General features: G+C 58.4%; 19 protein-coding genes and 1 tRNA gene. 8 read left to right on the forward strand and 12 right to left on the reverse strand.

Annotated features, from left to right (window positions below; translation table 11 throughout):
- Positions 1-76 (reverse strand) — tRNA-Thr (locus tag IBX59_RS12450).
- Positions 77-229: 153 nt separating this feature from the next.
- Positions 230-799, reverse strand: coding sequence for a DUF882 domain-containing protein (locus tag IBX59_RS12455; RefSeq protein ID WP_296376010.1), 570 nt, complete (start codon positions 797-799; stop codon positions 230-232).
- Positions 800-1,110: 311 nt separating this feature from the next.
- Here IBX59_RS12455 and IBX59_RS12460 point away from each other — a divergent pair, with 311 nt between their 5' ends.
- The 4 genes from IBX59_RS12460 (at position 1,111) to IBX59_RS12475 (ending at position 5,366) form a co-directional block, all read left to right on the forward strand.
- Positions 1,111-2,739, forward strand: coding sequence for a L,D-transpeptidase family protein (locus IBX59_RS12460; RefSeq protein ID WP_296376012.1), 1,629 nt, complete (start codon positions 1,111-1,113; stop codon positions 2,737-2,739).
- Between the two features lie 32 nt (positions 2,740-2,771).
- Positions 2,772-3,833, forward strand: a complete 1,062-nt coding sequence (locus IBX59_RS12465; RefSeq protein WP_296376013.1) for a UDP-3-O-(3-hydroxymyristoyl)glucosamine N-acyltransferase — start codon at positions 2,772-2,774, stop codon at positions 3,831-3,833.
- 63 nt (positions 3,834-3,896) lie between these two features.
- Positions 3,897-4,157 carry an acyl carrier protein gene (locus IBX59_RS12470; protein ID WP_296376015.1) on the forward strand — a complete coding sequence of 87 codons (261 nt, stop codon included), beginning with the start codon at positions 3,897-3,899 and terminating at the stop codon, positions 4,155-4,157.
- Positions 4,158-5,366, forward strand: coding sequence for a beta-ketoacyl synthase (locus IBX59_RS12475; protein WP_296376017.1), 1,209 nt, complete (start codon positions 4,158-4,160; stop codon positions 5,364-5,366).
- A gap of 31 nt (positions 5,367-5,397) precedes the next feature.
- Here the strand turns inward: IBX59_RS12475 and IBX59_RS12480 are convergent, their stop codons facing one another.
- Positions 5,398-5,988 carry an invasion associated locus B family protein gene (locus IBX59_RS12480; RefSeq protein ID WP_296376019.1) on the reverse strand — a complete coding sequence of 197 codons (591 nt, stop codon included), beginning with the start codon at positions 5,986-5,988 and terminating at the stop codon, positions 5,398-5,400.
- A 394-nt stretch (positions 5,989-6,382) separates the two neighbouring features.
- Here IBX59_RS12480 and IBX59_RS12485 point away from each other — a divergent pair, with 394 nt between their 5' ends.
- On the forward strand, positions 6,383-7,921 hold the full coding sequence (locus IBX59_RS12485) for a helicase HerA-like domain-containing protein (RefSeq protein WP_296376022.1): 1,539 nt from the start codon (positions 6,383-6,385) through the stop codon (positions 7,919-7,921).
- Positions 7,922-7,928: 7 nt separating this feature from the next.
- On the opposite strand, the gene IBX59_RS12490 is transcribed toward IBX59_RS12485, so the two are convergent.
- Genes IBX59_RS12490 through IBX59_RS12505 form a run of 4 tightly spaced genes read right to left on the reverse strand, consistent with a single transcriptional unit; the run spans position 7,929 to position 11,895 of the window.
- Complete coding sequence (locus IBX59_RS12490) at positions 7,929-9,230, reverse strand: HlyC/CorC family transporter (protein WP_296376024.1); 1,302 nt, start codon at positions 9,228-9,230, stop codon at positions 7,929-7,931.
- Between the two features lie 52 nt (positions 9,231-9,282).
- A complete protein-coding gene (locus IBX59_RS12495) occupies positions 9,283-10,224 on the reverse strand; it encodes a tyrosine recombinase (protein ID WP_296376026.1) in 942 nt (313 codons plus the stop codon).
- Positions 10,221-11,726 carry a hypothetical protein gene (locus IBX59_RS12500; protein WP_296376028.1) on the reverse strand — a complete coding sequence of 502 codons (1,506 nt, stop codon included), beginning with the start codon at positions 11,724-11,726 and terminating at the stop codon, positions 10,221-10,223. The genes IBX59_RS12495 and IBX59_RS12500 overlap by 4 nt, the downstream gene beginning before the upstream one ends.
- Positions 11,727-11,742: 16 nt before the next feature.
- Positions 11,743-11,895 carry a hypothetical protein gene (locus IBX59_RS12505; protein ID WP_296376030.1) on the reverse strand — a complete coding sequence of 51 codons (153 nt, stop codon included), beginning with the start codon at positions 11,893-11,895 and terminating at the stop codon, positions 11,743-11,745.
- Positions 11,896-12,048: 153 nt separating this feature from the next.
- Here IBX59_RS12505 and IBX59_RS12510 point away from each other — a divergent pair, with 153 nt between their 5' ends.
- From IBX59_RS12510 to IBX59_RS12520, 3 genes are all read left to right on the forward strand, one after another.
- Positions 12,049-12,612, forward strand: a complete 564-nt coding sequence (locus IBX59_RS12510; RefSeq protein WP_296376033.1) for a shikimate kinase — start codon at positions 12,049-12,051, stop codon at positions 12,610-12,612.
- The gene (gene aroB / locus IBX59_RS12515; RefSeq protein WP_296376035.1) at positions 12,609-13,745 is read left to right on the forward strand and encodes a 3-dehydroquinate synthase; all 1,137 of its coding nucleotides are present in this window, start codon (positions 12,609-12,611) and stop codon (positions 13,743-13,745) included. The genes IBX59_RS12510 and aroB overlap by 4 nt, the downstream gene beginning before the upstream one ends.
- A 120-nt stretch (positions 13,746-13,865) precedes the next feature.
- The gene (locus IBX59_RS12520) at positions 13,866-16,586 is read left to right on the forward strand and encodes a cation-transporting P-type ATPase (RefSeq protein ID WP_296376037.1); all 2,721 of its coding nucleotides are present in this window, start codon (positions 13,866-13,868) and stop codon (positions 16,584-16,586) included.
- Here the strand turns inward: IBX59_RS12520 and IBX59_RS12525 are convergent.
- From IBX59_RS12525 to IBX59_RS12545, 5 genes are all read right to left on the reverse strand, one after another.
- Complete coding sequence (locus tag IBX59_RS12525) at positions 16,574-19,111, reverse strand: cation:proton antiporter (protein WP_296376040.1); 2,538 nt, start codon at positions 19,109-19,111, stop codon at positions 16,574-16,576. The two genes, IBX59_RS12520 and IBX59_RS12525, sit on opposite strands and share 13 nt — an antisense overlap.
- Positions 19,112-19,230: 119 nt before the next feature.
- Positions 19,231-20,370: a molybdenum ABC transporter ATP-binding protein gene (modC, locus tag IBX59_RS12530; protein ID WP_296376041.1), complete on the reverse strand. Its 1,140-nt coding sequence runs from the start codon at positions 20,368-20,370 to the stop codon at positions 19,231-19,233.
- A complete protein-coding gene (gene modB / locus IBX59_RS12535) occupies positions 20,370-21,038 on the reverse strand; it encodes a molybdate ABC transporter permease subunit (protein ID WP_296376043.1) in 669 nt (222 codons plus the stop codon). Before modB ends, modC begins: the two co-directional genes overlap by 1 nt.
- Positions 21,039-21,042: 4 nt before the next feature.
- Positions 21,043-21,828 carry a molybdate ABC transporter substrate-binding protein gene (gene modA, locus IBX59_RS12540; RefSeq protein ID WP_296376046.1) on the reverse strand — a complete coding sequence of 262 codons (786 nt, stop codon included), beginning with the start codon at positions 21,826-21,828 and terminating at the stop codon, positions 21,043-21,045.
- A 64-nt stretch (positions 21,829-21,892) separates the two neighbouring features.
- Positions 21,893-22,231: LysR family transcriptional regulator (locus IBX59_RS12545; RefSeq protein ID WP_296376048.1), on the reverse strand; the 339-nt coding region annotated here is incomplete at its 5' end.

Here is a 22,231-nt window from a genome sequence, read left to right on the forward strand (position 1 = left end):
TGGTGCCCCCACACGGACTCGAACCGCGGACCTACTGATTACAAATCAGTTGCTCTACCAGCTGAGCTATAGGGGCATTGCGGGGCGTTTAGCATTGGGCAAAAGTCTTGGCAAGTTGGTTTGAATGGGTCAAATGCGAATTTTTACCATTCTATCGCTGTTCCTTACCGAAATCAAAAAGCGTTTATGCAATGACAAGATTCAAGATAGTGAGCGGGCGTAAAAACGCCTAGCCCCGCCAACTGCGCACCGGACCACAATCCATGTGCACAAAGTTTGACCTGCTGTAACGGCCAACACCGCCAGCCCGACAGGCCAATGCGGCTTGGGCCATTTGCGCGGTCGAACGGCTTTGCAGGCGCAAATCAGCGGCTTGACCACGCATGTGTAGCGAATTTCGCGCCACCCCGGCGGTGCCGTTGCGCAGCATTGCATTGGTTTGCGGTGAACGGTAGCCGGACAACATCATGTATGGTTCATCAACGTCCAACAGATTCTTGGCTGCGGACATGATGTCAATTGTGCGCAGATCAATTTGAACAGCCTCTCCCGTGCGCCAATCACGCATAAATACATTAATCTCTTGAATGGCTTCGGGGATATAGTCGCCTTCGATCCAGTAGATGGTGTCAAGCCGTTCGCCAGTTCTGCCGGAAAACATGGCGATGCGCCTGATATCACCTGCACCGCGCAAAAAACCTGCAGCATTTGAATATGTGGGTGCTGCTGTTACGACCGTTGCGGCAAAAGCACCAAGCAATCCACGCCGCGTCATCCCCGAAGAGTTATTTTTTTCCATAAGTTAGCGCCTGTCCCGTCGCACCGTTGTCCCGCGTTTTTGCGGATATGTTTTTCTGCTGGCTCAATTCGATAACCAAGACATTGCATATTTCGATTTGCTGACCAAGGCTGTTTACTCTGACAGGGGTTAAAGAACGCCTAATCGGCGAAATTTTGCGCAAATGCCATTTTGGTTTGTATGGGGCCGGTTTGTGTGGTGCACGACATCGGGTGAATTTTTTTTGTCGCGCGGCATTGTGAATAGACATCTGCGGGTAAGTGTATGGTAACGTATTCTTGCTAGCTTTTACGGCATAACAGGAAAAAAACTTGAAACAGAATCGGGCATTCATGCGTCTTGAAACGTTATTTTTAACACGGCTGCTTGGCGGTCTTGCCGTTTGTATGGTTGTTGTGGCTGCCTATTTTGGCGGGGCGACATCTGCACAGGCGCAGGAGGCCACATTCAGGCAGGCGGTTGCACAAGCCGCCGCTGGCGATGCGGATCTGGTGGCATTTTACAGCGCACGCGATTTTGACGGGATTTGGGCGAATGACCGCAAACGCAGGGACGCCCTTTTGGCGGCCTTTGCAGAGGCGGGCAATCATGGGCTGCCAATGGGCCGCTATGACGCGCAAGCTGCGATCGATGCCTTGCGCAATTCTGATTCTCCTGCGGCTCGGGGGCGGGCAGAGGTCGCGTTAAGCCGGCTTTTTCTGCAATATGCCCGCGATATTCAGACAGGTATTTTGGTGCCGTCACGGATTGATTCCAACATTCACCGCGATGTGCCCTATCGGTCACGCCTTGCGACGATCCAAGCATTTGAAAAATCAAGCCCCGAAGGTTTCTTGCGGGCCTTGCCGCCTGCGGCCCCCGAATACGCCCGTCTGCTGCGTGAAAAGCTGGCGTTAGAGCGTGTGTTGGCCAATGGCGGCTGGGGCCCTGGCGTTGAAAACCGCAAGCTTGCCGCCGGCGATACCGGACCTGCCGTTGCTGCCTTGCGTAACCGCTTGATCACGATGGGCTACCTCGCCCGGACGGCATCGCAAACCTATGACGCTGAAATGATATCTGCGGTGCAGCAGTTTCAGTTGGCGCATGGGCTGAACCCTGATGGTACAGCAGGCCCGTCAACATTAGCCGAAATGAACGTTGAACCTGCCGCGCGATTGCAATCACTTATTGTGGCAATGGAACGCGAACGCTGGATCAATCGCCCGCGCGGTGAACGGCATATCTGGGTCAACTTGGCAGATTTCTCGGCGCAAATCATCGACAATGACAAGGTGACCTTTGCCACCCGTTCCATCATCGGTGCGACAGCGCCTGACCGGGCCAGCCCTGAGTTTTCCGATGTGATGGAATTTATGGTGATCAACCCCAGTTGGTATGTGCCCCGGTCGATTATTACCAAAGAATATCTGCCCATGTTGCAGAACAATCCCAACGCCGTAAATCAACTGATCCTTACCGATTCACGTGGGCAGCGGGTCAATCGTTCAGAAATCAATTTTCGGGCCTATACTGCAGCGAATTTCCCATTTTCCATGCGTGAACCGCCCAGCCAAGGGAATGCGCTGGGGCTGGTCAAGTTCATGTTTCCAAATAAATACAATATCTATCTGCATGATACGCCAACAAAAAATCTGTTTCAGCGTGAAACACGGGCATTCAGTCATGGCTGTATCCGCCTGAACGATCCCTTTGATTTCGCCTATGAATTGCTGTCGCGGCAGGTCTCTGACCCAGAGGCGTTTTTTCAGGCGCACTTGCGCACGGGCCGCGAACGGCGCGTCGATCTGCAACAGCCGGTGCCTGTGCATCTGGTGTATCGCACGGCCTATACCAAACCGGATGGCCGCACGCAGTTTCGGCGCGATATTTATGGCCGTGATGCCCGAATCTGGCGTGCGCTGGCGCGAGAAGGGGTGGCAGTTCGCGCCATTCGCGGGTAAATCCATGCCCGAGAGACCACCCGAGGGCGCTGATGGCACATACAATCGCACAGATCGCAGAGGCATTGGGGGCAAAGGCCTTTGGTGCGCTTGATCTTGTCGTCAATGGCGCTGCCGAACCTGCGGCCGCGGGGCGCGATGACCTTGCACTGGCGATGACACCGGCCTATGGCGCGCTTTTGGTCAAGGGGCGCGCGCGCGCAGCGGTCGTTTGGCCCGATGCGGATTGGAAGACATTAGGGTTGGAAGCTGCCATTATCGCGCCCCGCGCGCGTTTGGCAATGGCGCGGCTGACGCAGATGCTTGATCAGCCGCTGGATGCGGCCGGGATCAGCCCGCATGCGGTCGTTCATCCGTCAGCGACAATTGGCGCAGATGTCAGTATCGGCCATTTTTCTGTGATCGGGGCAGGGACGGTTATTGGCAGAGGTGTCTTGATTGCGGACCATGTCTCCATTTCTAGCGGTGTAACCGTCGGAGAAAATTGCAAAATACACGCCGGTGTGCGCGTTCAGCGGCATGTGAAAATCGGGGATCGGGTGATCCTCCAGCCCGGTGTGGTGATCGGCGGTGACGGATTTTCCTTTGTCACCGCAACACCATCGAACGTGGAACTGGCGCGCGATACGCTTGGCAATGTGCCGCTGACCCCGCCGGACGATCCTGTTTGGCACCGCATTCATTCGCTGGGCGGAGTCGAGATTGGCGATGACGTTGAAATTGGCGCCAATTCAACAGTGGACGCAGGCACCATTCGGGCTACACGAATCGGGCGGGGCACAAAAATCGACAATCTGGTTCAGGTTGGCCATAATGTGGTCGTAGGTGAAGATTGCCTGCTATGCGCGCAGGCCGGTGTTGCCGGGTCCACGTTCATTGGTGATCGTGTGGTGATAGGTGGCAAGGCGGGTGTGGCCGATAATCTGACAGTGGGGGACGATGTGGTTTTGGGCGGAGGAACAGTGGTTTTGTCCAACGTGCCGCATGGCCGTGTGATGATGGGCTATCCGGCCACGCGGATGCAGACCCACCTAGACAGTTACAAGGCGCTCCGCCGGTTGCCGCGGCTGCTTCGTGGGTTATCCAAGGCGTAAAATACTGTTTCAAACTTTTGCCAAAATGACTAAGCCCAGCGTGAAACAAGACAGGCAAACATGATGACAACGCAAGAGCAGGTAATCGCGATCATTGCCGAACAGGCTATGTTGGATACGTCTGATGTGCAATTGCACCATACGCTGGCTGATCTGGGCATTGACAGTCTTGGTCTGGTGGAGAGCATTTTCGCCATCGAAGAGCAGCTTGATATCACCGTGCCATTTAATGCCAACGACCCAAGTGCGGGTGATTTCGACATTTCATCGGTGGCCACGATTGTTGCGGCTGTCGAACAGATCTTAGCGGCGCAGGGAAAATAGATGCGCCGCGTCGTCATCACAGGTGCCGGAACAATCAACCCGCTGGGCACTGACGTGCCGTCAACATTTGCTGCCATGCGCGAAGGGCGCTGCGGGATTGGGCCATTGGATATCTCCGATGTGGACCGACTGTCGATCCAGATCGGTGGCCAAATCAGGGATTATGATGAGGCTGCGTATTTCAATCGCCAGCAAATCGCGCTTTATGACCGGTTTACCCAGTTCACCTTGCTTGCCGCCCGTCAGGCAATCGGTCAGTCGGGGCTGACGTTTACAGGGGTTCTGGCAGATAGATCCGGTGTCATTCTTGGTACATCTGGCGGTGGGCTGAACACGCAAGACGAAAACTATCGCGCAGTCTATCAAGCTGGCAAAAACCGGGTGCATCCGTTCATCATTCCCAAGTTGATGAATAATGCCGCCGCCTCGCATGTTTCGATTGAATGGAACCTGCGTGGCCCGTCGTTTACCGTGGCAACGGCCTGTGCATCATCCAATCATGCGATGGGGCAGGCGTTTAACATGGTGCGCTCTGGTATGGCGACGGCGATGGTGACCGGTGGGTCAGAGGCGATGTTATGCTTTGGCGGGATCAAGGCATGGGAAGGATTGCGCGTGATGTCGCGCGATGCATGCCGCCCGTTTTCGGCCACGCGCAACGGCATGGTGCAGGGCGAAGGGGCCGGTGTGTTTGTGTTTGAGGAATACGAACATGCCCGGGCACGCGGTGCTGATATTTTATGCGAGGTTGCGGGATTTGCGATGTCGTCAGACGCCAGTGATATCGTGACGCCATCCAAGCAAGGTGCAGCCCGAGCCATGGCCGGGGCAATCGCCGATGCGCAAATCGCAAAAGAGCGCGTCGGCTATATCAATGCGCACGGAACCGGCACAGCCGCAAACGACAAGACCGAATGCGCCGCCGTGGCGGATGTGTTTGGCGCACATGCAGACAGCTTGATGATTTCATCCACAAAATCCATGCACGGCCATTTGATTGGGGGAACCGGCGCGGTCGAGCTTTTGGCCTGTATCATGGCGTTGCGTGACGGCGTTATTGCCCCCACGATCGGATTCGAAGAACCCGACCCGGAATGCGCATTGGATGTCGTGCCGAATGTTGCGCGCGACGCGCAGATTGAAGTGGCCTTGTCGAACGCCTTTGCGTTCGGCGGGATGAATGCCGTGCTGGCCTTGAAAAAGCATTAAAACGAGAGCCGGTGGCGCCGGCCCTCTTGGTTTAGTCGCGCGCGCTCAGGGCGTCATAGGCTGCTGTAAATCCGGCCAGCGACAGGGTGAGAACCACCTCGGCGTCGGGGGCTGCGGCAGGGACCAGGCGCACTGTGCCTGCCGCCCCGCGTTTGAACTGGTCCACCTCTGTTTGGGTAAAGCCGACGCGGGCAACACAGCCGCCCGCATTGCAGAACGAAAACGGATAACGCCGTGCTTCGTTACGATCGACTGTCAGGGTCAATTGCTGTGTCAAGAGCGTTTCAAGCGGCGCGACGATCGTTGCGCCTGCGATGGCACGTGCCCCGTCGGGCAGGCGGAACAGGCTGAATTCGGCAACCGGCGCATCGTTTTCATCGGTCAAAAGCTGGTAAAGGTTGCAGGGGTCTTGCTGGCCTTCGGGGGCTTTTTGACACCGTTTTGCCCAGTCACCAAAGGTGCCTGCCACATAAGTGTCACCCACTTGCGGCCCTGCCGGTTCACCAAGGCTTAGTTCTTTGATCGGATCGGCTGGGGATGGTGATTCCGCCTCTTGAGCAAATGCGAAAGGGGCCTGCATCAGCATGGTTGCAACGAAAAGAGATTTAAGAGCGCAGCGCATGGATTATTCCTTTGGTTCTTTGGCGGACATTTAGCAGAGACCACCCCTGATGTCAGGCCAAAAGCACGCTGCCTCGGCTGTGTTTCGCCTATCTTTTCTGCTGTAAAACAAAAGAAAAAGGGCCATCAAGTGGCCCTTTTTCGCGAACTCCCCGTCGGACTTTAACGCCGAATTGGCGAATAGTTACGCAATGCAATAACGCCCGTCAACAGGAAATAAACCAAAATCCATGCCGTGAATGCTTTCTGTCGGGCAGGCGGCTGTTGCCGTTTTGCACGATGTTTTCGATGCGTGGCTGCGGCAACGATCTCTTGGTGCTGACAAGGTTTTTGCTGGCATGGAATGGTGAAGCCTGTATTTTGTAACGCAAAGCATCATGTCGGGGATAAACAGCGTGTCAGATCAGATTTTTATCGGCGGTGGCGGCATTGATTACAGCGAACCGCAGTATTTGCTGCTGGACAAGGGCAACCGTCACGGGCTGATTGCGGGGGCGACAGGCACCGGTAAAACGGTCACGTTGCAGATCATGGCCGAAGGATTTTCCGCTGCCGGAGTGCCGGTTTTTCTGTCCGACATCAAAGGCGATCTGTCCGGTTTGGCCGCTGCCGGGTCTACTGATTCCAAACCGCATGACAGCTTTGCCAAACGGGCTACGACGATTGGTCTGGATTTGCAGTATGATAGCTTTCCAGTCACCTTTTGGGATTTGTTCGGCCAGCAGGGCCACCCAATCCGCACGACGGTTGCCGAAATGGGGCCGCTTTTGCTGTCGCGGCTCATGGCTTTGACCAATGTGCAAGAAGGCGTGCTGAACGTCGCATTCCGCCTGGCTGACGAAGAGGGGCTGCCGCTGCTTGACCTAAAGGATTTGCAGGCGCTGCTGCTTTGGGTCGGTCAGAACGCGCAGAAACTGTCGCTGCGCTATGGCAATGTCGCAACATCGTCAATCGGGGCGATCCAGCGGCAATTGCTGGTGCTGGAAAATCAGGGGGGGGCCGCGCTGTTTGGTGAACCTGCGCTGGAATTGGCGGATTTGATGCGCGTCAAAAATGGCCGGGGCGAAATCAATATTCTTGCCGCAGATCAACTGATGGGGTCGCCCCGGCTCTATGCCACGTTCCTGTTGTGGTTGTTGTCGGAACTGTTCGAGGAACTGCCCGAAGTCGGCAACCCGGACAAACCCAAGTTGGTTTTTTTCTTTGACGAAGCGCATTTGCTGTTTGACGATGCCCCCAAGGTGCTGGTGGACAAGGTTGAACAGGTCGCGCGGCTGATCCGGTCCAAGGGGGTTGGCGTGTATTTTGTGACGCAAAACCCGGCTGACATTCCCGATAACGTTTTGGGCCAGTTGGGCAACAGGGTGCAACATGCACTGCGGGCATTCACGGCCAAGGATCGCCGAGAACTGAAATCCGCCGCTGAAACCTACCGTGACAACCCCGCGTTCGATACCGCAGAGGCCATTCAACATGTCGGCACAGGCGAGGCGGTGACATCCTTTCTGGATCGCAAGGGGGTTCCTTCGGTCGTGGAACGCACATTGATCCGCCCGCCATCGTCGCAATTGGGGCCGATCGATGCCGCAGCGCGAAAGGCGATCATGTCGGCGTCTGATAGGGCCGGCAAATATGATGCAACCATTGACCGCGAAAGTGCCTATGAGATGCTGAAAACCCGTGCGGCCGAGGCCGCGCAAGAGGCCGCAGCGGCCGAGGCACAAGAGGCGCAGATTGCCGAAAAAGAACGCGAATTCAAAGCTGCACGGCGTTACGATGGCACAGGTGCGTCCGGACGGTCCGCAACACGCAAAGCGCCACAAGATGACAGTTTTGCAAGCGCGTTGACCTCTGCTGTCGTCAAGGAACTCAAGGGCACAACCGGTCGCCGCATCGTCCGTGGTGTTTTGGGGGGGCTGTTCCGGGGCCGCTAGAACAGGGTCAGAGCTTGCGAATTTTCAGTGTCGCGATCCGGTTTTCTTCCTTGCTGATCACCTCGAACCTGAAGCCGTGAAAAGAAAAGACCTGACCTTCCACGGGGATCATCTGCGCTTCGTGGATGACCAGCCCCGCAACGGTGTTGGCCTCATCATCGGGTAAGGTCCAGTCGTGCGCGCGGTTCAGGTCACGGATCGTCACGCTGCCGTCCACGATATAGGCACCATCGGCCGTGGCGGCGATTTGTAACGTGTCATCTTCGTCGAATTCATCAGCGATTTCGCCAACGATTTCTTCAAGGATATCCTCAAGCGTGATCAGGCCTTGCAAGCCGCCATATTCGTCCACAACCAACGCAAAATGGGTTTTGCGCTTTAGAAAATTGCGCATTTGTTCGTCAAGCGTCGTTGTTTCCGGCACAAAATAAGCGGGCATCGCGATCTGCATGATGTCGAAATGCGCAAGCGCCTTGGCATTCATCGTGCCGTCATTCAGCAGCTTGTGCATCGCGCGCAACAAATCCTTTGCATGGATGACGCCAACAATATTTTCTTGATCGTCGCGGAAAATGGGCAGCCGCGTGTGCTTGCTTTGCAGGATTTGCGCCAGGATGTCTTGGGGGGGCATCGCCGCGTCGATCATTTCGATCCCGGATCGGTGCAGCATGACCTCTTCCACCGCGCGTTCATTCAGGTCCAGCGCGCCTAAAATCCTGTCACGGTCTTCTTTTTCAACCACACCTTCGGAATGCCCCAGCGACAAGGCGCCTGCGATTTCTTCGCGCACTGCCAGGATCTGGCTGTCGGGATCGGTGCGCACGCCAAAGATAAACAAAACCCCGCGCACCAATAAGCGCACTGCAGCGACCATTGGTGAAAAGATCAGGATGATCAAACCGATGGGGCGTGACACCCGCGAAGCAAAGCTTTCGGGGTAGTTGATCGCCAGCGTTTTGGGCAAGACCTCGGCAAAGACCAGCACCAGCAAAGTCATGATTAATGTTGCGGCGGCCACACCATTTGCGCCGAACAATTTGGTCAACACTGCGGTGGCCAGCGACGTGGCCATGATGTTCACAACGTTATTGCCCAGTAAAACAGACCCGATCAGGCGTTCGCTATCGTCGGTAATTTGCAGCGCACGTTCGGCACCCTTGTCACCCTTATCCGCCGCAGACCGCAACTTGCCGCGTGAAGCGGCGGTCAGCGCAGTTTCCGAGCCGGAAAAAAATCCGGACATGATCAACAAAACGGCAATAGCCGCCGCAGTCATCCAAAAGGCGGCGTCGAGCGAGGAGGTATCCATCAGGGGCTTTCGGTTATTGCTTGTTTGAATATGACGTTGGGAAAACTGGTAATCAAGGCTCGGTTTTTTTGGCTAACGGATGATGGTTCATCACAAGTTCCGTCAAGCGTGCATCCAAAACATGGGTATAAATTTCCGTCGTCGCAACATCGGCGTGCCCCAGCATCATCTGGATTGAAAGCAGATCCGCCCCCCCGGCCAGCAAATGCGTGGCAAAGGCATGGCGCAGCGTGTGGGGTGTTACCTTGGCCGGCGACACCCCGCCTGCGACGGCGAATTCCTTGATCAACCCAAAGAAGCGATGCCGCGTCAGGTGGCCTGCCTTACCGCGCGATGCAAACAGGTATTTCGATGGCGGCACACCTTTTTGGCGTGCCTCTTCCTCGGCCTGATCGCGTGCCGCCAGATATGCGGCCATGGCCGCCCGCGCAGGTGGGGACAGCGGCACCAGACGTTCCTTGCCGCCTTTGCCGCGCACCAGCAACATGCGCGGATCGCCGCGCGCGGCTGATACGGGCAGGCTGACCAGTTCGGTAACGCGCATCCCTGTCGCATAGAGCAATTCCATCAGGCAGGTGTTGCGCAGGGCATTCTTGGGGCTGTTGCGCGCAGCGTCGAGCAGGCGGTCCACTTCGGCAAGTTCCAGCGTTTTGGGCAGGCGCTGCGCACGCCCTGGCCCCTTGATCTGGATCGCGGGGTTGTCGCTGCGCCAGCCTTCTTCAAAGGCAAAACGGTAAAGCTGCTTGATGGCAGACAATCGGCGCGCGCGGGTCGATTTGGCCAACCCCTGGGCTTCGCAGTGGATCAGGTAATTTTCCACATCATCGCGTTGTGCCGTCGCAAAATGCTGCGACTGGCCTGTCAGCCAACCCGCGAAATCCATCAGATCACGGGCATATGCGGCTTGGGTGTTTTGCGCGGCGTTGTGTTCGGCTGCCTGTGCCTCGAGGAAAACCTGTGCCCAGCGGGCCATGGGGTGCGGTGCTGCTGTCATGATGGACGCTCCAGCAATAGCATTTGCAGGGCTGCCCGACGGGCCACATCCTCTGCTCCGGCGGCGCGCAAGACGGTCAATGCCTCGGTCAGGGCGCGTGTATCGCCGGCTTGCCCGTGCTGAAACAGGACAACTGCGTTCAGCAACGCCTCGCCCAACTTTCCGTCGTTGATCATCTGTTGCAGGCGCTCTGGCGGCTGTGCGGTGTCAAATGCCGCTTGTATCGCCCGCTGCAGCGGGTCTGTGGCAGGCACATCCTGCGGGACACCGCGCGCCAATGCGATCAGGAACGCAGCCTGTGCATGGCCCGTCGTTTGCCGGGCAAATCTTTCATAATCTGGCGACAGCAGCCCCACCACAAGCGCAATATCACGGGCGACACCTGTCAAGGCCACATCGTTGATTGCAGGTCCGTAAAGCTTGGCAAAGGCAACTTCGGTGCGGGCGTCCTGCATGGCGCGCCAAGCGGTGGGCAGGACGCGGGACATGGCATCGGCGTCGCCTGCCGTGACGGCGGTGTCAAAAGCCTGAAAAGCCGCAACCCGGTCCCAGACCCCGCCAGATGCGGCAGGCGTGCGCGCGGTATAGACCTGCTGTAGCTGATTTTCCGATATGGCCCCACGCCGGGCCAACCGCTCTGTTGCGTCCAGCCGCGCCTTCCATGCTGTCGTGCCGCGCAAATCGGCATGGGCAAAGGCCAATGGCAGGTTATTTGTGATCAACGCTTCGCCGATTGCTTCGTGCATGCGAAAGATCAGCGGGCTGATGCGGGCTGGGCGTGGCAATGGGGGGTCGCTTTCAAACAACTCTGGGTCCAGAAACCGGGCCATCAATGCCTCTTCGGCAGGGGTAACATCGCCCAGAACCCGGTGCGCGTTCAACGTTAATGCAGCGGTGTTCCAGTCGCCGTTGCGGGCCAGGCAAAAGATTCGCGCGATGTGTGTCGGTGCGATGGACGGGTTTTGCCCCATGACGGCGCAGGCGCTGTCCTCGGTGCCCGTCAGCAGGGCGACGTCGAACCAGCGCTGAAACAAGGGTGCTGTATCAGGCTTTGCTTGTTCGATCAGCGCCTTGGCCTGTTCGATTGCGCCAAGGTCAAGCAAACTGTCGATGCGTGCCAGGAACAGCGCATTTTCGGCCCCTGCGTCTTTGGGTGGGTCGGCTTCGGCCAGCATCAGCAGCTTGATGAATTCGCGCAGGGCCGGCAGCGTTTCGCGTTGTTCGGTGCGGACCAGATCAACCAGCGTTTGTTCATCGCTCGCGGCCCATATCGTGCGTGGCAGACCGCTGACGCTGCTTGGTAACAGCCCGATTGGGTCTTTTGACGGGCGATCAAGCGGTGTCACAATGACCTGTGGCGCGCGCGTGTCATTTGCGACGGGTGGTTCTGTCGAGGCTGCCGGTTCAACACTGCGCGACAACCATTCAATCGCTGAAAGCGGTTCTTGGGCGCGTGGCTGTGCGACGGCTGGCAGGGCAAGACAAAAAAATGCCGCTGACATCAGCCAGTAACGGGGATCAATTTGTGTCCAGCGTAACAGGGTTTGATACCTCTTGCGTCGGGGCAGCAAAATCACCCGGAAAGAAAAGCGGGCCGACATAAGCATAGGCCACCAATGCGATGCCTGCCAATATGGCCAATAATACCAGTGCTTTTATCAGTCGCCACATTGCCTGCCAGTTTCCTCGTCTTGTGTCTTGATATGTGGTCTTGGGCCACAATTTGAAGTCTTTATATATGGTCTTTCGGTCAAGATCACGGCATTGATTCAAGAAATTCGACATTCAGCAATGACCGGCCGACGGTGAAAGGACAGATCAGACATGACCGATACCTTCTCAACAGTGCAGCTGCGCCGCAATGTTGTCCTGGTCGGCATGATGGGGTCGGGCAAAACCGCGATCGGGCGTGCCTTGGCGGCGCGGCTTGGTGTGCCTTTTGTCGATAGTGATGCCGCAATCGAAGAGGCCGCCGCGTTAAGCATCGCGGAAATTTTTGCCCGCGACGGTGAAACCTTCTTTCGCGAACGCGAGACCGAGGTGCTGCGACGGCTGCTGATGGGGCCGCCGCGGATCGTGTCAACCGGCGGCGGGGCCTTTTTGGCAGAGCGCAACCGGCAAGCCATTGCTGACGCCGGTGTTGCGGTCTGGCTGGATGCGGATCTGCCAACGCTGTGGGACCGTGTGCGCCAGAAGGATACGCGCCCTTTGCTGCGCACCCCGAACCCGCGCGCAACGCTGGCGCAGATTTTTGCCGAACGCACCCCGATTTACGCCTTGGCGGGGTTGCATGTGCCAATTGATCGCGGCGCAAGCATTGACGAAACCACCCAAACCGTGATCGACACGTTGCTGACCCGTCCCGACATTCTGGAGACCGTATCATGACCGTCACAACCGTGCCTGTTGATCTGCCCGGCCGGGCCTATGACATCCTGATTGGTCCGGGTCTGCTGGATCAGGCGGGCGGGCATGTGGCTGCAATGGGCGGGCGGCGGCATATTTGCATTGTCACCGATGAAACCGTGTCCGGGTTGCATTTGGCGCAGCTGCAGGCATCTTTGTCTGATGCGGGGCTGACGTCTGCGGCGCTTGCCTTGCCGGCAGGCGAGGCGACGAAATGCTGGGCTGCATTGCAGCGCACGGTGGACTGGCTGTTGGATGAAAAAGTGGAACGTGGCGATGTGATATTGGCCTTTGGTGGCGGGGTGATCGGTGATCTGGCCGGTTTTGCAGCCGCGATCCTGCGGCGCGGCGTGCGGTTTGTGCAATTGCCCACGACCTTGCTGGCGCAGGTGGACAGTTCTGTCGGCGGCAAGACAGGGATCAATTCATCGCATGGAAAAAACCTGATCGGTGCCTTTCATCAGCCCAGTCTTGTGCTGGCGGATACCGCATTGCTGAACACACTCGCGCCACGCGATTTTCTGGCGGGCTATGGCGAAGTCGTGAAATACGGCCTTTTGGGGGATGAAGATTTCTTTGACTGGCTGGAAGCGCAGGGGCCGGCGCTGGCGGCGGGGGATAGTGCGGCACGGGTCCGTGCAGTCACCCGTTCCTGCCAGATGAAAGCCGATATCGTGCGCAGGGATGAAACCGAACAGGGCGACCGCGCCTTGCTGAACCTTGGCCATACCTTTGGTCACGCGCTAGAGGCAGCCACCGGATATTCTGATCGTTTACTCCATGGCGAAGGCGTCGCGATCGGTTGCGCGCTGGCCTTTGAGCTTTCTGCGCGCATGGGGCTTTGCAGTCAGGAAGACCCCAGCCGCGTGCGCGCGCATCTGCGCGCCATGGGCATGAAGGTAGATATTGCCGATATCCCCGGTGAATTGCCAGATGCGGCAGGCCTGCTGGCGCTGATGGGGCAGGACAAGAAAGTGCAGGATGGCAAATTGCGCTTCATTCTGGCCCACGGCATCGGTCACGCTTTCATCACGTCGCATGTGCCAACAGATATGGTGTTCGGTGTGCTGCGCGATGCATTGGCAACAGTCCCATCTGTGACACAACACCACTAACGCCGCGCGGCGTTTTCTGCGCTGGATCAATGCGGCGCCGTGGCTTGATGTTTCAAATGGCGTCAGCATTTGCCAGACTGGTGATAGACTCAGCCCCACTGGACGACGAAAGAGGACCGCATGACCGCGCAAACCGACACATCAGGCCTCCATGCTGTGACCGTCAAAGACGCCATCGCCGCCGTCGCAACGACCGACACCGGGTTGTCGGCGCACGAGGCAGCGCAGCGCCTGAAGGATCATGGCCCGAATATATTGCCCGCGCCCCCAAGGCGGAATGTATTTTTGCGGTTTCTGGCGCATTTTCACAACGTGCTGATCTATGTGTTGATCGGTGCGGCCTGTGTCACGGCAGTGCTGGGGCACTGGATCGACACCGGCGTCATTCTTGCGGTCGTCATCGTCAACGCGATGATCGGATTTGTTCAGGAAGGCCGCGCCGAACAAGCGATGGATGCCATCAGGGATATGTTGTCACCCCATGCGGCCGTATTGCGCGACGGACAGCGCATCAACGTTGATGCCGCCGATCTTGTCCCCGGAGACGTTGTTCTGGTCGCGCCCGGCGACCGCGTGCCAGCCGATTTGCGGTTGATCGCCGCGCGCGGACTGAAGGCTGAAGAGGCAATACTGACCGGCGAATCCGTGCCCGTGGACAAGCAGATCGACCCGGTGGACCGCGCTGCCGCACTTGGTGACCGCACATCAATGCTTTTTTCGGGCACATTCGTGGCGGCGGGCACGGGGCGTGGTGTGGTTGTTGCCACTGGCACAGATACGCAGATCGGCCGCATTAGCGGCATGTTAAGCGCGGTCGTCACGCTGGTGACGCCGCTATTGACGCAAATGGACCGTTTTGCGCGGTGGTTGACCGTCTTTATCCTGATCGTCGCGGGGACGTTGCTGATCTATGGATATTTCGTTGGTCATATGGCGTTTTCAGAATTGTTCATGGCGGTTGTGGGTTTGTCGGTTGCTGCCATCCCCGAAGGCTTGCCTGCCGTTTTGACCATTACGCTTGCCGTGGGGGTGCAAACCATGGCAGGGCGGAATGCCATTGTCCGGCGGTTGCCTGCAATCGAAACACTGGGGTCTGTTTCAGTCATTTGTTCAGACAAGACCGGCACATTAACCCGCAATGAAATGATTGTTGCAGCGCTGGCGGCGGCTGATCACAGCTATGCGGTCAACGGCAACGGTTATTCCCCTCAAGGTGCAGTGCGATGGCGTGATGCGGATGCCGACCCGGCTGAACATGCGGTCTTGTTGACGTTTGCCCAAGTTGCGGGGCTTTGCAATGATGCGGTGTTGCATGCCCAAAAAGATGATTGGCGCGTTGAAGGCGACCCGATGGAAGGCGCGCTGATTGCGCTGGCCGGCAAGATCACCGGCGGTGGGGCTGCGCCGTTTGACGATTGGAAGCGGCTGGATGAAATTCCGTTTGATGCCGCACATCGCTATATGGCGACATTGCACGCTGATCCCGAAGGGCAGAAAAGTATTCACGTCAAAGGCGCCCCCGAGGCCGTGCTGGCGCTTTGTGCTGACCAGCGCGACGCAGCGGGCGAAAGCGCGCCACTTGATACGCCCTATTGGGAGGAAAAGGTCGCGGAACTTGCCGCTGGTGGGCAGCGGGTGATTGCCGTTGCGGTCCGGGAATCGCTGGGTGACCAGTCAACGCTCAAGACCGCTGACATCGACGGGCGTCTGACGCTGATCGGCCTGATCGGCTTGATTGATCCGCCGCGCGCCGAGGCGATCGCGGCTGTGGCAGACTGTCATGCCGCAGGGATCCGGGTGAAAATGATCACCGGGGATCACGGCGCAACCGCCCGTGCCATCGCCGAGATGATCGGATTGAAAAACACCAAACGCGTTCTGACCGGCGCAGACGTCGAAGCAATGGACGATGCCGATCTTGCCGAGGCCGTTGTCGCGACCGATATTTTCGCCCGCACGTCGCCCGCGCATAAACTGCGTCTTGTCACGGCCCTGCAATCGCGGGGCCTGACGGTGGCGATGACGGGCGACGGGGTGAATGATGCCCCTGCATTGAAACGTGCCGACGCGGGCATCGCGATGGGTGTCAAGGGCAGCGAAGCGGCAAAAGAAGCCGCAGAACTGGTGCTTGCCGACGACAACTTTGCCTCGATCGCGGCGGCTGTGCGCGAGGGGCGCACGGTGTATGACAACATCAAAAAGGTGATCAGCTGGACCTTGCCCACCAATGCCGGTGAAGCATTGACCATCATTCTGGCGTTGTTTCTTGGCATGGCGCTGCCAATCACGGCGGTGCAGATTTTGTGGATCAACCTTGTCACAGCGGTGACGCTGGGGTTGGCACTGGCGTTTGAACCGTCAGAACCCGGCACGATGCGCCGCCCGCCGCGCCCGCGCGACGCACCGTTGTTGTCCGGCGTGTTGATCTGGCAGCTTTTGTTTGTGTCGACGCTGTTTGTGGCGGCTGTCTTTGGCATTTTCCTTTACGCGATGGACCGCGGTTATGCGGTGCCGCTTGCGCAGACGATGGCGATGAACACGCTTGTTGTGCTTGAGATTTTCTATCTGTTTTTCGTGCGCAACATGTATGGCACATCGCTGACCCTTGCTGCGGTAAGGGGAACGCCGATTATCTGGGCCTGTGTTATCGCCGTTGTGGTGGCGCAAGTGGCCATGACCTATTTGCCGCTGATGCAGATGGTCTTTGGCACGCAGGCGGTCCCGTTTTACGATGGCGTGTTAATCATCGGCGTTGGCGTTGTTTTCTTCGCGCTGATCGAAACCGAAAAACAGATGCGTCTTGCGTTCGGGGCGCGCGATGCCGGCGGTCACGGCGACTGAACTGGTTCCGTCGCTGGGTGCGAAGTGTCTTTGCTCAGCAGCATATCCGCGGAAAATCCGCGTTTGACGGCACTTTCGCGCACGGCTTTTTGCAATGCCTTGCTGCGGCCCAACAGGCGTTTGAAGCGTTCTTCGTCCAGCACCAGCAATGTAGATGGCGCAATTGCGCGCACCTCGGTGCGGCGGGCCTTGCTTATCAGGACCGCTAATTGGCCAAACATTTCGCCCCGCCCCAATCGCAGGGTCTGACCTGCGGTTTCCACCTCGACCGCGCCAGAGGCGATGAAAAACACGCTTTTCGGCACACCGTCTTTGCGGATCAGGATATCGCCTGCGTTCACATAACGGGTTTGCAGCGCCCGCGTCAGCCGTTTGAGCGCGGCACCTTCGAAATCCGCAAACAGCGGGAATTGACGCACCAGTTCCGCCCTTTGCATGCCAATATCAAGACGCGGGCGGTCTTCGCTGATGCCGCGTTGTGTGGCAATTTTTTGACTGAGGGTTGTAAAAACTTCCGGCCCAATCAGGCCGTCTTCGCGCATCGTGGCATATTCGCGTTCTTCAAGGCGTAATGCAGTCCGCCGGATAAAACGGCGTTCCAGTTCCTCGGCATAGCCCGGATATTGCAACCGCAGGCCCTCTAGTGCGGTTTCAACCCCTTCGATCCGCCGCGCCAGCAATTCGTGCAACAGGTCGGCAACGCGCCGTCCGTGGATGCGCCGGATGCGGCCATCTATGAATGTGCCAAGATCGCGCAGGATCAACCGTTGCGACAACAGATGTTCAAACCGGTCTGCCGTCATTCGGGCCAGTGGCGCAGACAGGTGCAGGCGATTGTGCAGCACGACCGCTGCGCGAAAGGCTTTGCCATAGACCACCGCCCGCCGCGCTGCCCGCTGATAACCGCTGCGCCCCCCTGTGCGCGCGCCTTCAATCAGGCGATCCGCATCCGAGAGCACCTGTTCGGCCATACGGGCCGAAATGGTGCGTTCGCGCACGCGCGCAAGGATCGTATCCCGCTCGAACCCGGCAAGGGCGATCAACCCCAGTGTAATGCGGTCTCGGTCCAGGATATCCACGCTGTCTTCGGCCGATTTGACCGCGTTATCCAACCTTTCGCCAAAGCGTTTTGCCTCGGTGCGCACGATATCACGGTTCAGGTCATAATTTTCAGTCGTGCGGGCGACATCCTCGCGCACAGTTTGCAGTGCGACCGCAACGACCTGCCGCGACAGGGCCTCGTCCAAAGGGGATAGCCGGTCAAGCCCCAGCTTTGCGATGACGCTGCGCAGCGTTGTCCCTTGGGCCAGCAGCGTGAACAATGTAAAACCCGTGGCCAGGATACCGACAAGGCGCTTGACCTCGACCGGCACACGAAAGCTTTCGGTGACGGCCAGGGCCAGCGCCAATGTGACCGCGCCGCGCAATCCGCCCCACAGGATGGCAACGCGGTACGGCCGCTCGACCGCAGGCGACAGCCGCAGCAATGTCAGCAAGGGTAAAAGCCCGAAAAGGATGACGACACGCGCCAGAATGGCGGCAATGATGACAACGCCGATCAGCACGAAATCCTCGATGCGCACTTCTTCCAGCAGGCGGGGGATCAATAGCGCAGCCAGAATAAAGATCAGTGCCCCGGCCCAATGTGCCAACATTTCCCAGATATCGCGCAGGTTGGACCATGCTTGCGGCGGCAGGCGGCCCGGCCCTGCCAGGTTCAGCGTGAGGCCCGCCGCGACAACGGCAATGACACCTGATGCGCCAACGCTTTGTTCTGCAACGATATAGGAAAGATAGGGCAGGGCGACCGAAATCGAAATCTGCGCCCGTTCATAGCGCGCAAAGGCGGCCATGACCCAGACGGCAAGCTGTGCCGCCAGCCAACCCGTCAAGGCACCGCCTGCGATCAGAAGTGGAAACCGCGCCAGCGCATCGCCCAAGCTGGGGTCGGGCACGCCCAGCATGACAAAGCCCATAAACAACCCAAACAGTGCAATGGCCGCTGCGTCATTCAACAGGCTTTCGCCTTCGATAATCCGGGCCAGCCGGCGCGGTGCTGAAATGGACCTGAAAATCGACACGACTGCAGACGGATCGGTGGTTGATACGATGGCCCCGATTAGCAGACAGGCCGCCAAAGGTAACGCGCTGGTCCATGATAGCGCGTACCCCACGCCAAGCGTTGCCACGACCACCGCGACTACGGCCAGCATCAGGATCGGCACCCAGTCATCCAGCATCCGCCGCAGGTTCATGCCCAGCGTCGCCTGAAACAACAGTGTCGGCAGAAAGACATACAAAAACACATTTGATCGGATCGGCAGCCCGATAATTGCTTCGGCCACGGGGTTCAGCGCATCGGTCAGATCTGTGCGCAGGAAAAAGATTGCGCCCGCAGCGATCAAGATACCGAAAACAGCAAGGATCACACTGTAAGGCAGGCGCAAACGCGCGGCCAAAGGCTCTGCCCCGCCAATCACAAGGAAAAGCGAGGCAATGACCGTGGTGATCACAACAATATCCATCCAGACTGCATAAGCGACAACGCCAAGTCCAGCAAATCAACAGATGTGATTTTTTTCAAAATACAGACGCTGTGTCGCGCAGGCCCGATGCGTTGCGGTTTCGGGCCAGGTGCTGCAGGTCACGGTGTCTTGTCGGGGGCGCCCTGTGATGTCGTCATGTCTGACGTTTGGGGGTCTTCCTGCGGGGCGCGGGCCACATGGTCGCGCGCGACCGACATGGATTTGACAATGGCGTGGATGGTATCGCCGGGTGTCAGCGCCATCTGGTCCGCTGCGCGGCGGGTGATCCGCGACAGTATCTCGTGTCCGGATACGTCGATATGCACCAGCACGCCGGGTCCGGTGCCGTAAACGACTTCCCCAACCTTTCCTGCGATGATGTTCTGCGCCGACAGACCGACGGGGCGCTGACGCGACAAGATCACGTCATGTGCCATGATCCGCACCTGCACCCGGGTTCCGGGCGCACCCGTCACACCCGGCAAAAACAGCGGGCCGGTCGGCGCGTCCAGCCGGGTCAGCCCGTCATCATCATGTGCGGCAATTGTGGCGGGCAGCATCGCGGCCACTTCGCGGATCCCCAAGGCGCGCAATGCGCCTGCATCTGCCATGATCTGTGCGGTGGTGCCTTCGCGCACAACCCGCCCCTTGTCGATCACCACCATACGGTCGGCCAGCAGCTGTGCTTCGGTCATGTCATGGGTCACCAGCACCACCGGCATTTGCAGGTGCCTGCGCAATACGATGATTTCGCTGTAAAGCTTTTCGCGCGTCGCGCGGTCCACCGCTGAAAACGGCTCGTCCAGCAACAGCGCTTGGGGTTTGCGGGCCAGCGCACGGGCGACCGCCACCCGCTGTTGTTGCCCGCCCGATAGTTTTGCCGGCTTGCGGTCCGCCAGATCGTGCAGGTTGACGAGATCAAGAATGCGGCTTGCCTCTGCCGGATCGGCGCGGTCCATTGCAGCCATGACGTTTTGCGCGGCGGTCATATGCGGAAAAAGCGCATAGTTCTGAAAGACAATGCCAACACGGCGCCGATGCGCGGGCAGATCAACGCCTGCCGCAGTATCCAGCCATGTTCTGCCGTTCACGCGAACCTGTGCCAGAGCGGGCCGCCAAAGCCCTGCAATGGTGCGTAAAACGGTCGTCTTGCCCGAACCTGAATGGCCCACCAGCGCCACCAGTTCCCCAGGCGCGACCTGAAAAGACACATCAAGCGGGATGGGCGTTTGCGCCCGCACCAAGATTTCCAGCGCCATCAGGACAGCCTCCGCCCGACGCGGGATGACAACCACAAGGTCAACGCAATCGTGAAAAGCGAAATCGTCACAAGCACTGCCGACATGATCGCCGCACCCTTGTCATCAAAGCCCTGAACGCGGTCATAGATTGAAATGGCGATGGTCTTGGTTTCCCCGGGGATCGACCCGCCGACCATCAGCACGATGCCGAATTCACCCAGCGTATGCGCAAAGGTCAGCACCATGGCTGTCATCAGACCCGGCCATGCAAGGGGCAATTCGACCTTCCAAAGGCTGCGCAGCGGGGACATGCCGCAACAGGCGGCGGCCTCACGCACTTCGGGTGCAATCGACTCGAATCCCCGTTGCGCAGGCTGGATCGCAAAAGGCAGGTTGAAAATAACCGAGGCCGCCACAAGCCCCTGAAAGCTGAACACAAGCTGGTGCCCGAACAGGCTCTGCCACAGATCTCCCAAAAGCGAATTGCGCCCGAAGGCCACCAGCAGATAAAAGCCGAAGACAGTGGGCGGCAGGACCAGCGGTAGCATGACCAAGGCTTCGACCAAGACTTTGGCGTGGAACTTGCGATAGGCCAACAGCCGCCCCATCAAAACAGCGACCGGCAGCAAGATAACGACCGTCCAGCCCGCAAGTCGCAGCGATAACCACAGCGCTGTCCAGTCCATGTGCCTACTCGCCCTGCGGCAGCACGAAGCCGTAGCGTTGCATGATTTCGCGCGCGGCAGGTGTGTTCATATAGGCATAGAACGCCGCGGCCACCTCACCCGCCCCGTTCAACAACACCATGCGCTGGCGCAGCGGTTCATGCCAGTCTTCTGGGATCAGGGCATAGGTGCCGCGTGCCGCGACCTCGGGGGCACGTGCCAGGGAATAGGCGATGATGCCGCCCTCGGCATTGCCTGACAGGGCGAATTGTGCCGCCTGGCTGACATTTTCGCCCAGCACCAGCACCGGTTGCAGATCTTCCCAAAGACCCTGCGACATCAGCGCCGCGCGGGCGGCAATTCCAAAAGGCGCATGATCGGGGTTGGCAATCGCAAAGCGGGTGATGCCGCCTGCATCCAACAGCGCGCGCACCCCGTCCAGCCCTTCGCTGGGATCAAGGCTGGACCCATTGGGCGCGACCAGAACGATCCGGCCCAAGGCATAAATTCTGCCTGCGTCGCGGGTCAGCCCGGCGCGATCAAGCAAAAGCGGCGTGGCGTCGTCCGCGGCAAGCAAAAGTTCAAAAGGCGCGCCCTCGCTGATCTGGCGTGACAGATTACCGGTTGATCCGAATGACAGACGCACCTGCATCCCGGTTTCGGCGGTGAAACTTTCAGCAATCTCGATCACCGCGAATTGCATGTTGGCGGCCGCAGCGATCACAGGGGCGTCAGCCTGAGAAAACCCAGGGCCAGTGAAAAATGCAAAGGCCGCAGCAAGTAGCACGCGGCGGGTGATTGAAATGTCCATGGGCGGCTCGATAATGATATGTTTCTTGAAACATATCGCAGAAAGGTCTTGCTATCTGCAATCGCTATTTTCCTTCGGGAATATCCCGTCGAAGGTCGTCAAGCAATGCAAGCTGTTCGGCACCGGCCTGCGCCGCTTGGGCTTCGAATGTCCGATAAAGCGCGATCACCCGTTGCCCGGTCTCTGTCACGACCGCCCCACCGCCGCCCGGCCCGCCACGCGTGCTTTCCACCAATGCATCCTGGAACATGGCGTTCAATGTGCCGACCAGTTCCCATGCGCGTTTATAGCTCATTCCCATTTCGCGCCCGGCCGCAGCGATGGACCCTGTCCGGTCGATCCGTTCCAGCAATTCGGCCTTGCCCGGGCCAATCATTTCACGTTCGCCAAAAATGATGCGGAT

The organism is Yoonia sp. (genome assembly GCF_014859355.1).
In the GTDB taxonomy this organism is placed as follows: Bacteria; Pseudomonadota; Alphaproteobacteria; order Rhodobacterales; family Rhodobacteraceae; genus Yoonia.

Coding starts and splice junctions, on each gene's coding strand:
- IBX59_RS12455 (WP_296376010.1), bottom strand. CDS start 799: ATGGAAAAAAATAACTCTTCGGGGATGACGCGGCGTGGATTGCTTGGT.
- IBX59_RS12465 (WP_296376013.1), top strand. CDS start 2,772: ATGGCACATACAATCGCACAGATCGCAGAGGCATTGGGGGCAAAGGCC.
- IBX59_RS12470 (WP_296376015.1), top strand. CDS start 3,897: ATGACAACGCAAGAGCAGGTAATCGCGATCATTGCCGAACAGGCTATG.
- IBX59_RS12475 (WP_296376017.1), top strand. CDS start 4,158: ATGCGCCGCGTCGTCATCACAGGTGCCGGAACAATCAACCCGCTGGGC.
- IBX59_RS12480 (WP_296376019.1), bottom strand. CDS start 5,988: ATGCGCTGCGCTCTTAAATCTCTTTTCGTTGCAACCATGCTGATGCAG.
- IBX59_RS12490 (WP_296376024.1), bottom strand. CDS start 9,230: ATGGATACCTCCTCGCTCGACGCCGCCTTTTGGATGACTGCGGCGGCT.
- IBX59_RS12495 (WP_296376026.1), bottom strand. CDS start 10,224: ATGACAGCAGCACCGCACCCCATGGCCCGCTGGGCACAGGTTTTCCTC.
- IBX59_RS12500 (WP_296376028.1), bottom strand. CDS start 11,726: ATGTCAGCGGCATTTTTTTGTCTTGCCCTGCCAGCCGTCGCACAGCCA.
- IBX59_RS12505 (WP_296376030.1), bottom strand. CDS start 11,895: ATGTGGCGACTGATAAAAGCACTGGTATTATTGGCCATATTGGCAGGC.
- IBX59_RS12510 (WP_296376033.1), top strand. CDS start 12,049: ATGACCGATACCTTCTCAACAGTGCAGCTGCGCCGCAATGTTGTCCTG.
- aroB (WP_296376035.1), top strand. CDS start 12,609: ATGACCGTCACAACCGTGCCTGTTGATCTGCCCGGCCGGGCCTATGAC.
- IBX59_RS12520 (WP_296376037.1), top strand. CDS start 13,866: ATGACCGCGCAAACCGACACATCAGGCCTCCATGCTGTGACCGTCAAA.
- IBX59_RS12525 (WP_296376040.1), bottom strand. CDS start 19,111: ATGGATATTGTTGTGATCACCACGGTCATTGCCTCGCTTTTCCTTGTG.
- modC (WP_296376041.1), bottom strand. CDS start 20,370: ATGGCGCTGGAAATCTTGGTGCGGGCGCAAACGCCCATCCCGCTTGAT.
- modB (WP_296376043.1), bottom strand. CDS start 21,038: ATGGACTGGACAGCGCTGTGGTTATCGCTGCGACTTGCGGGCTGGACG.
- modA (WP_296376046.1), bottom strand. CDS start 21,828: ATGGACATTTCAATCACCCGCCGCGTGCTACTTGCTGCGGCCTTTGCA.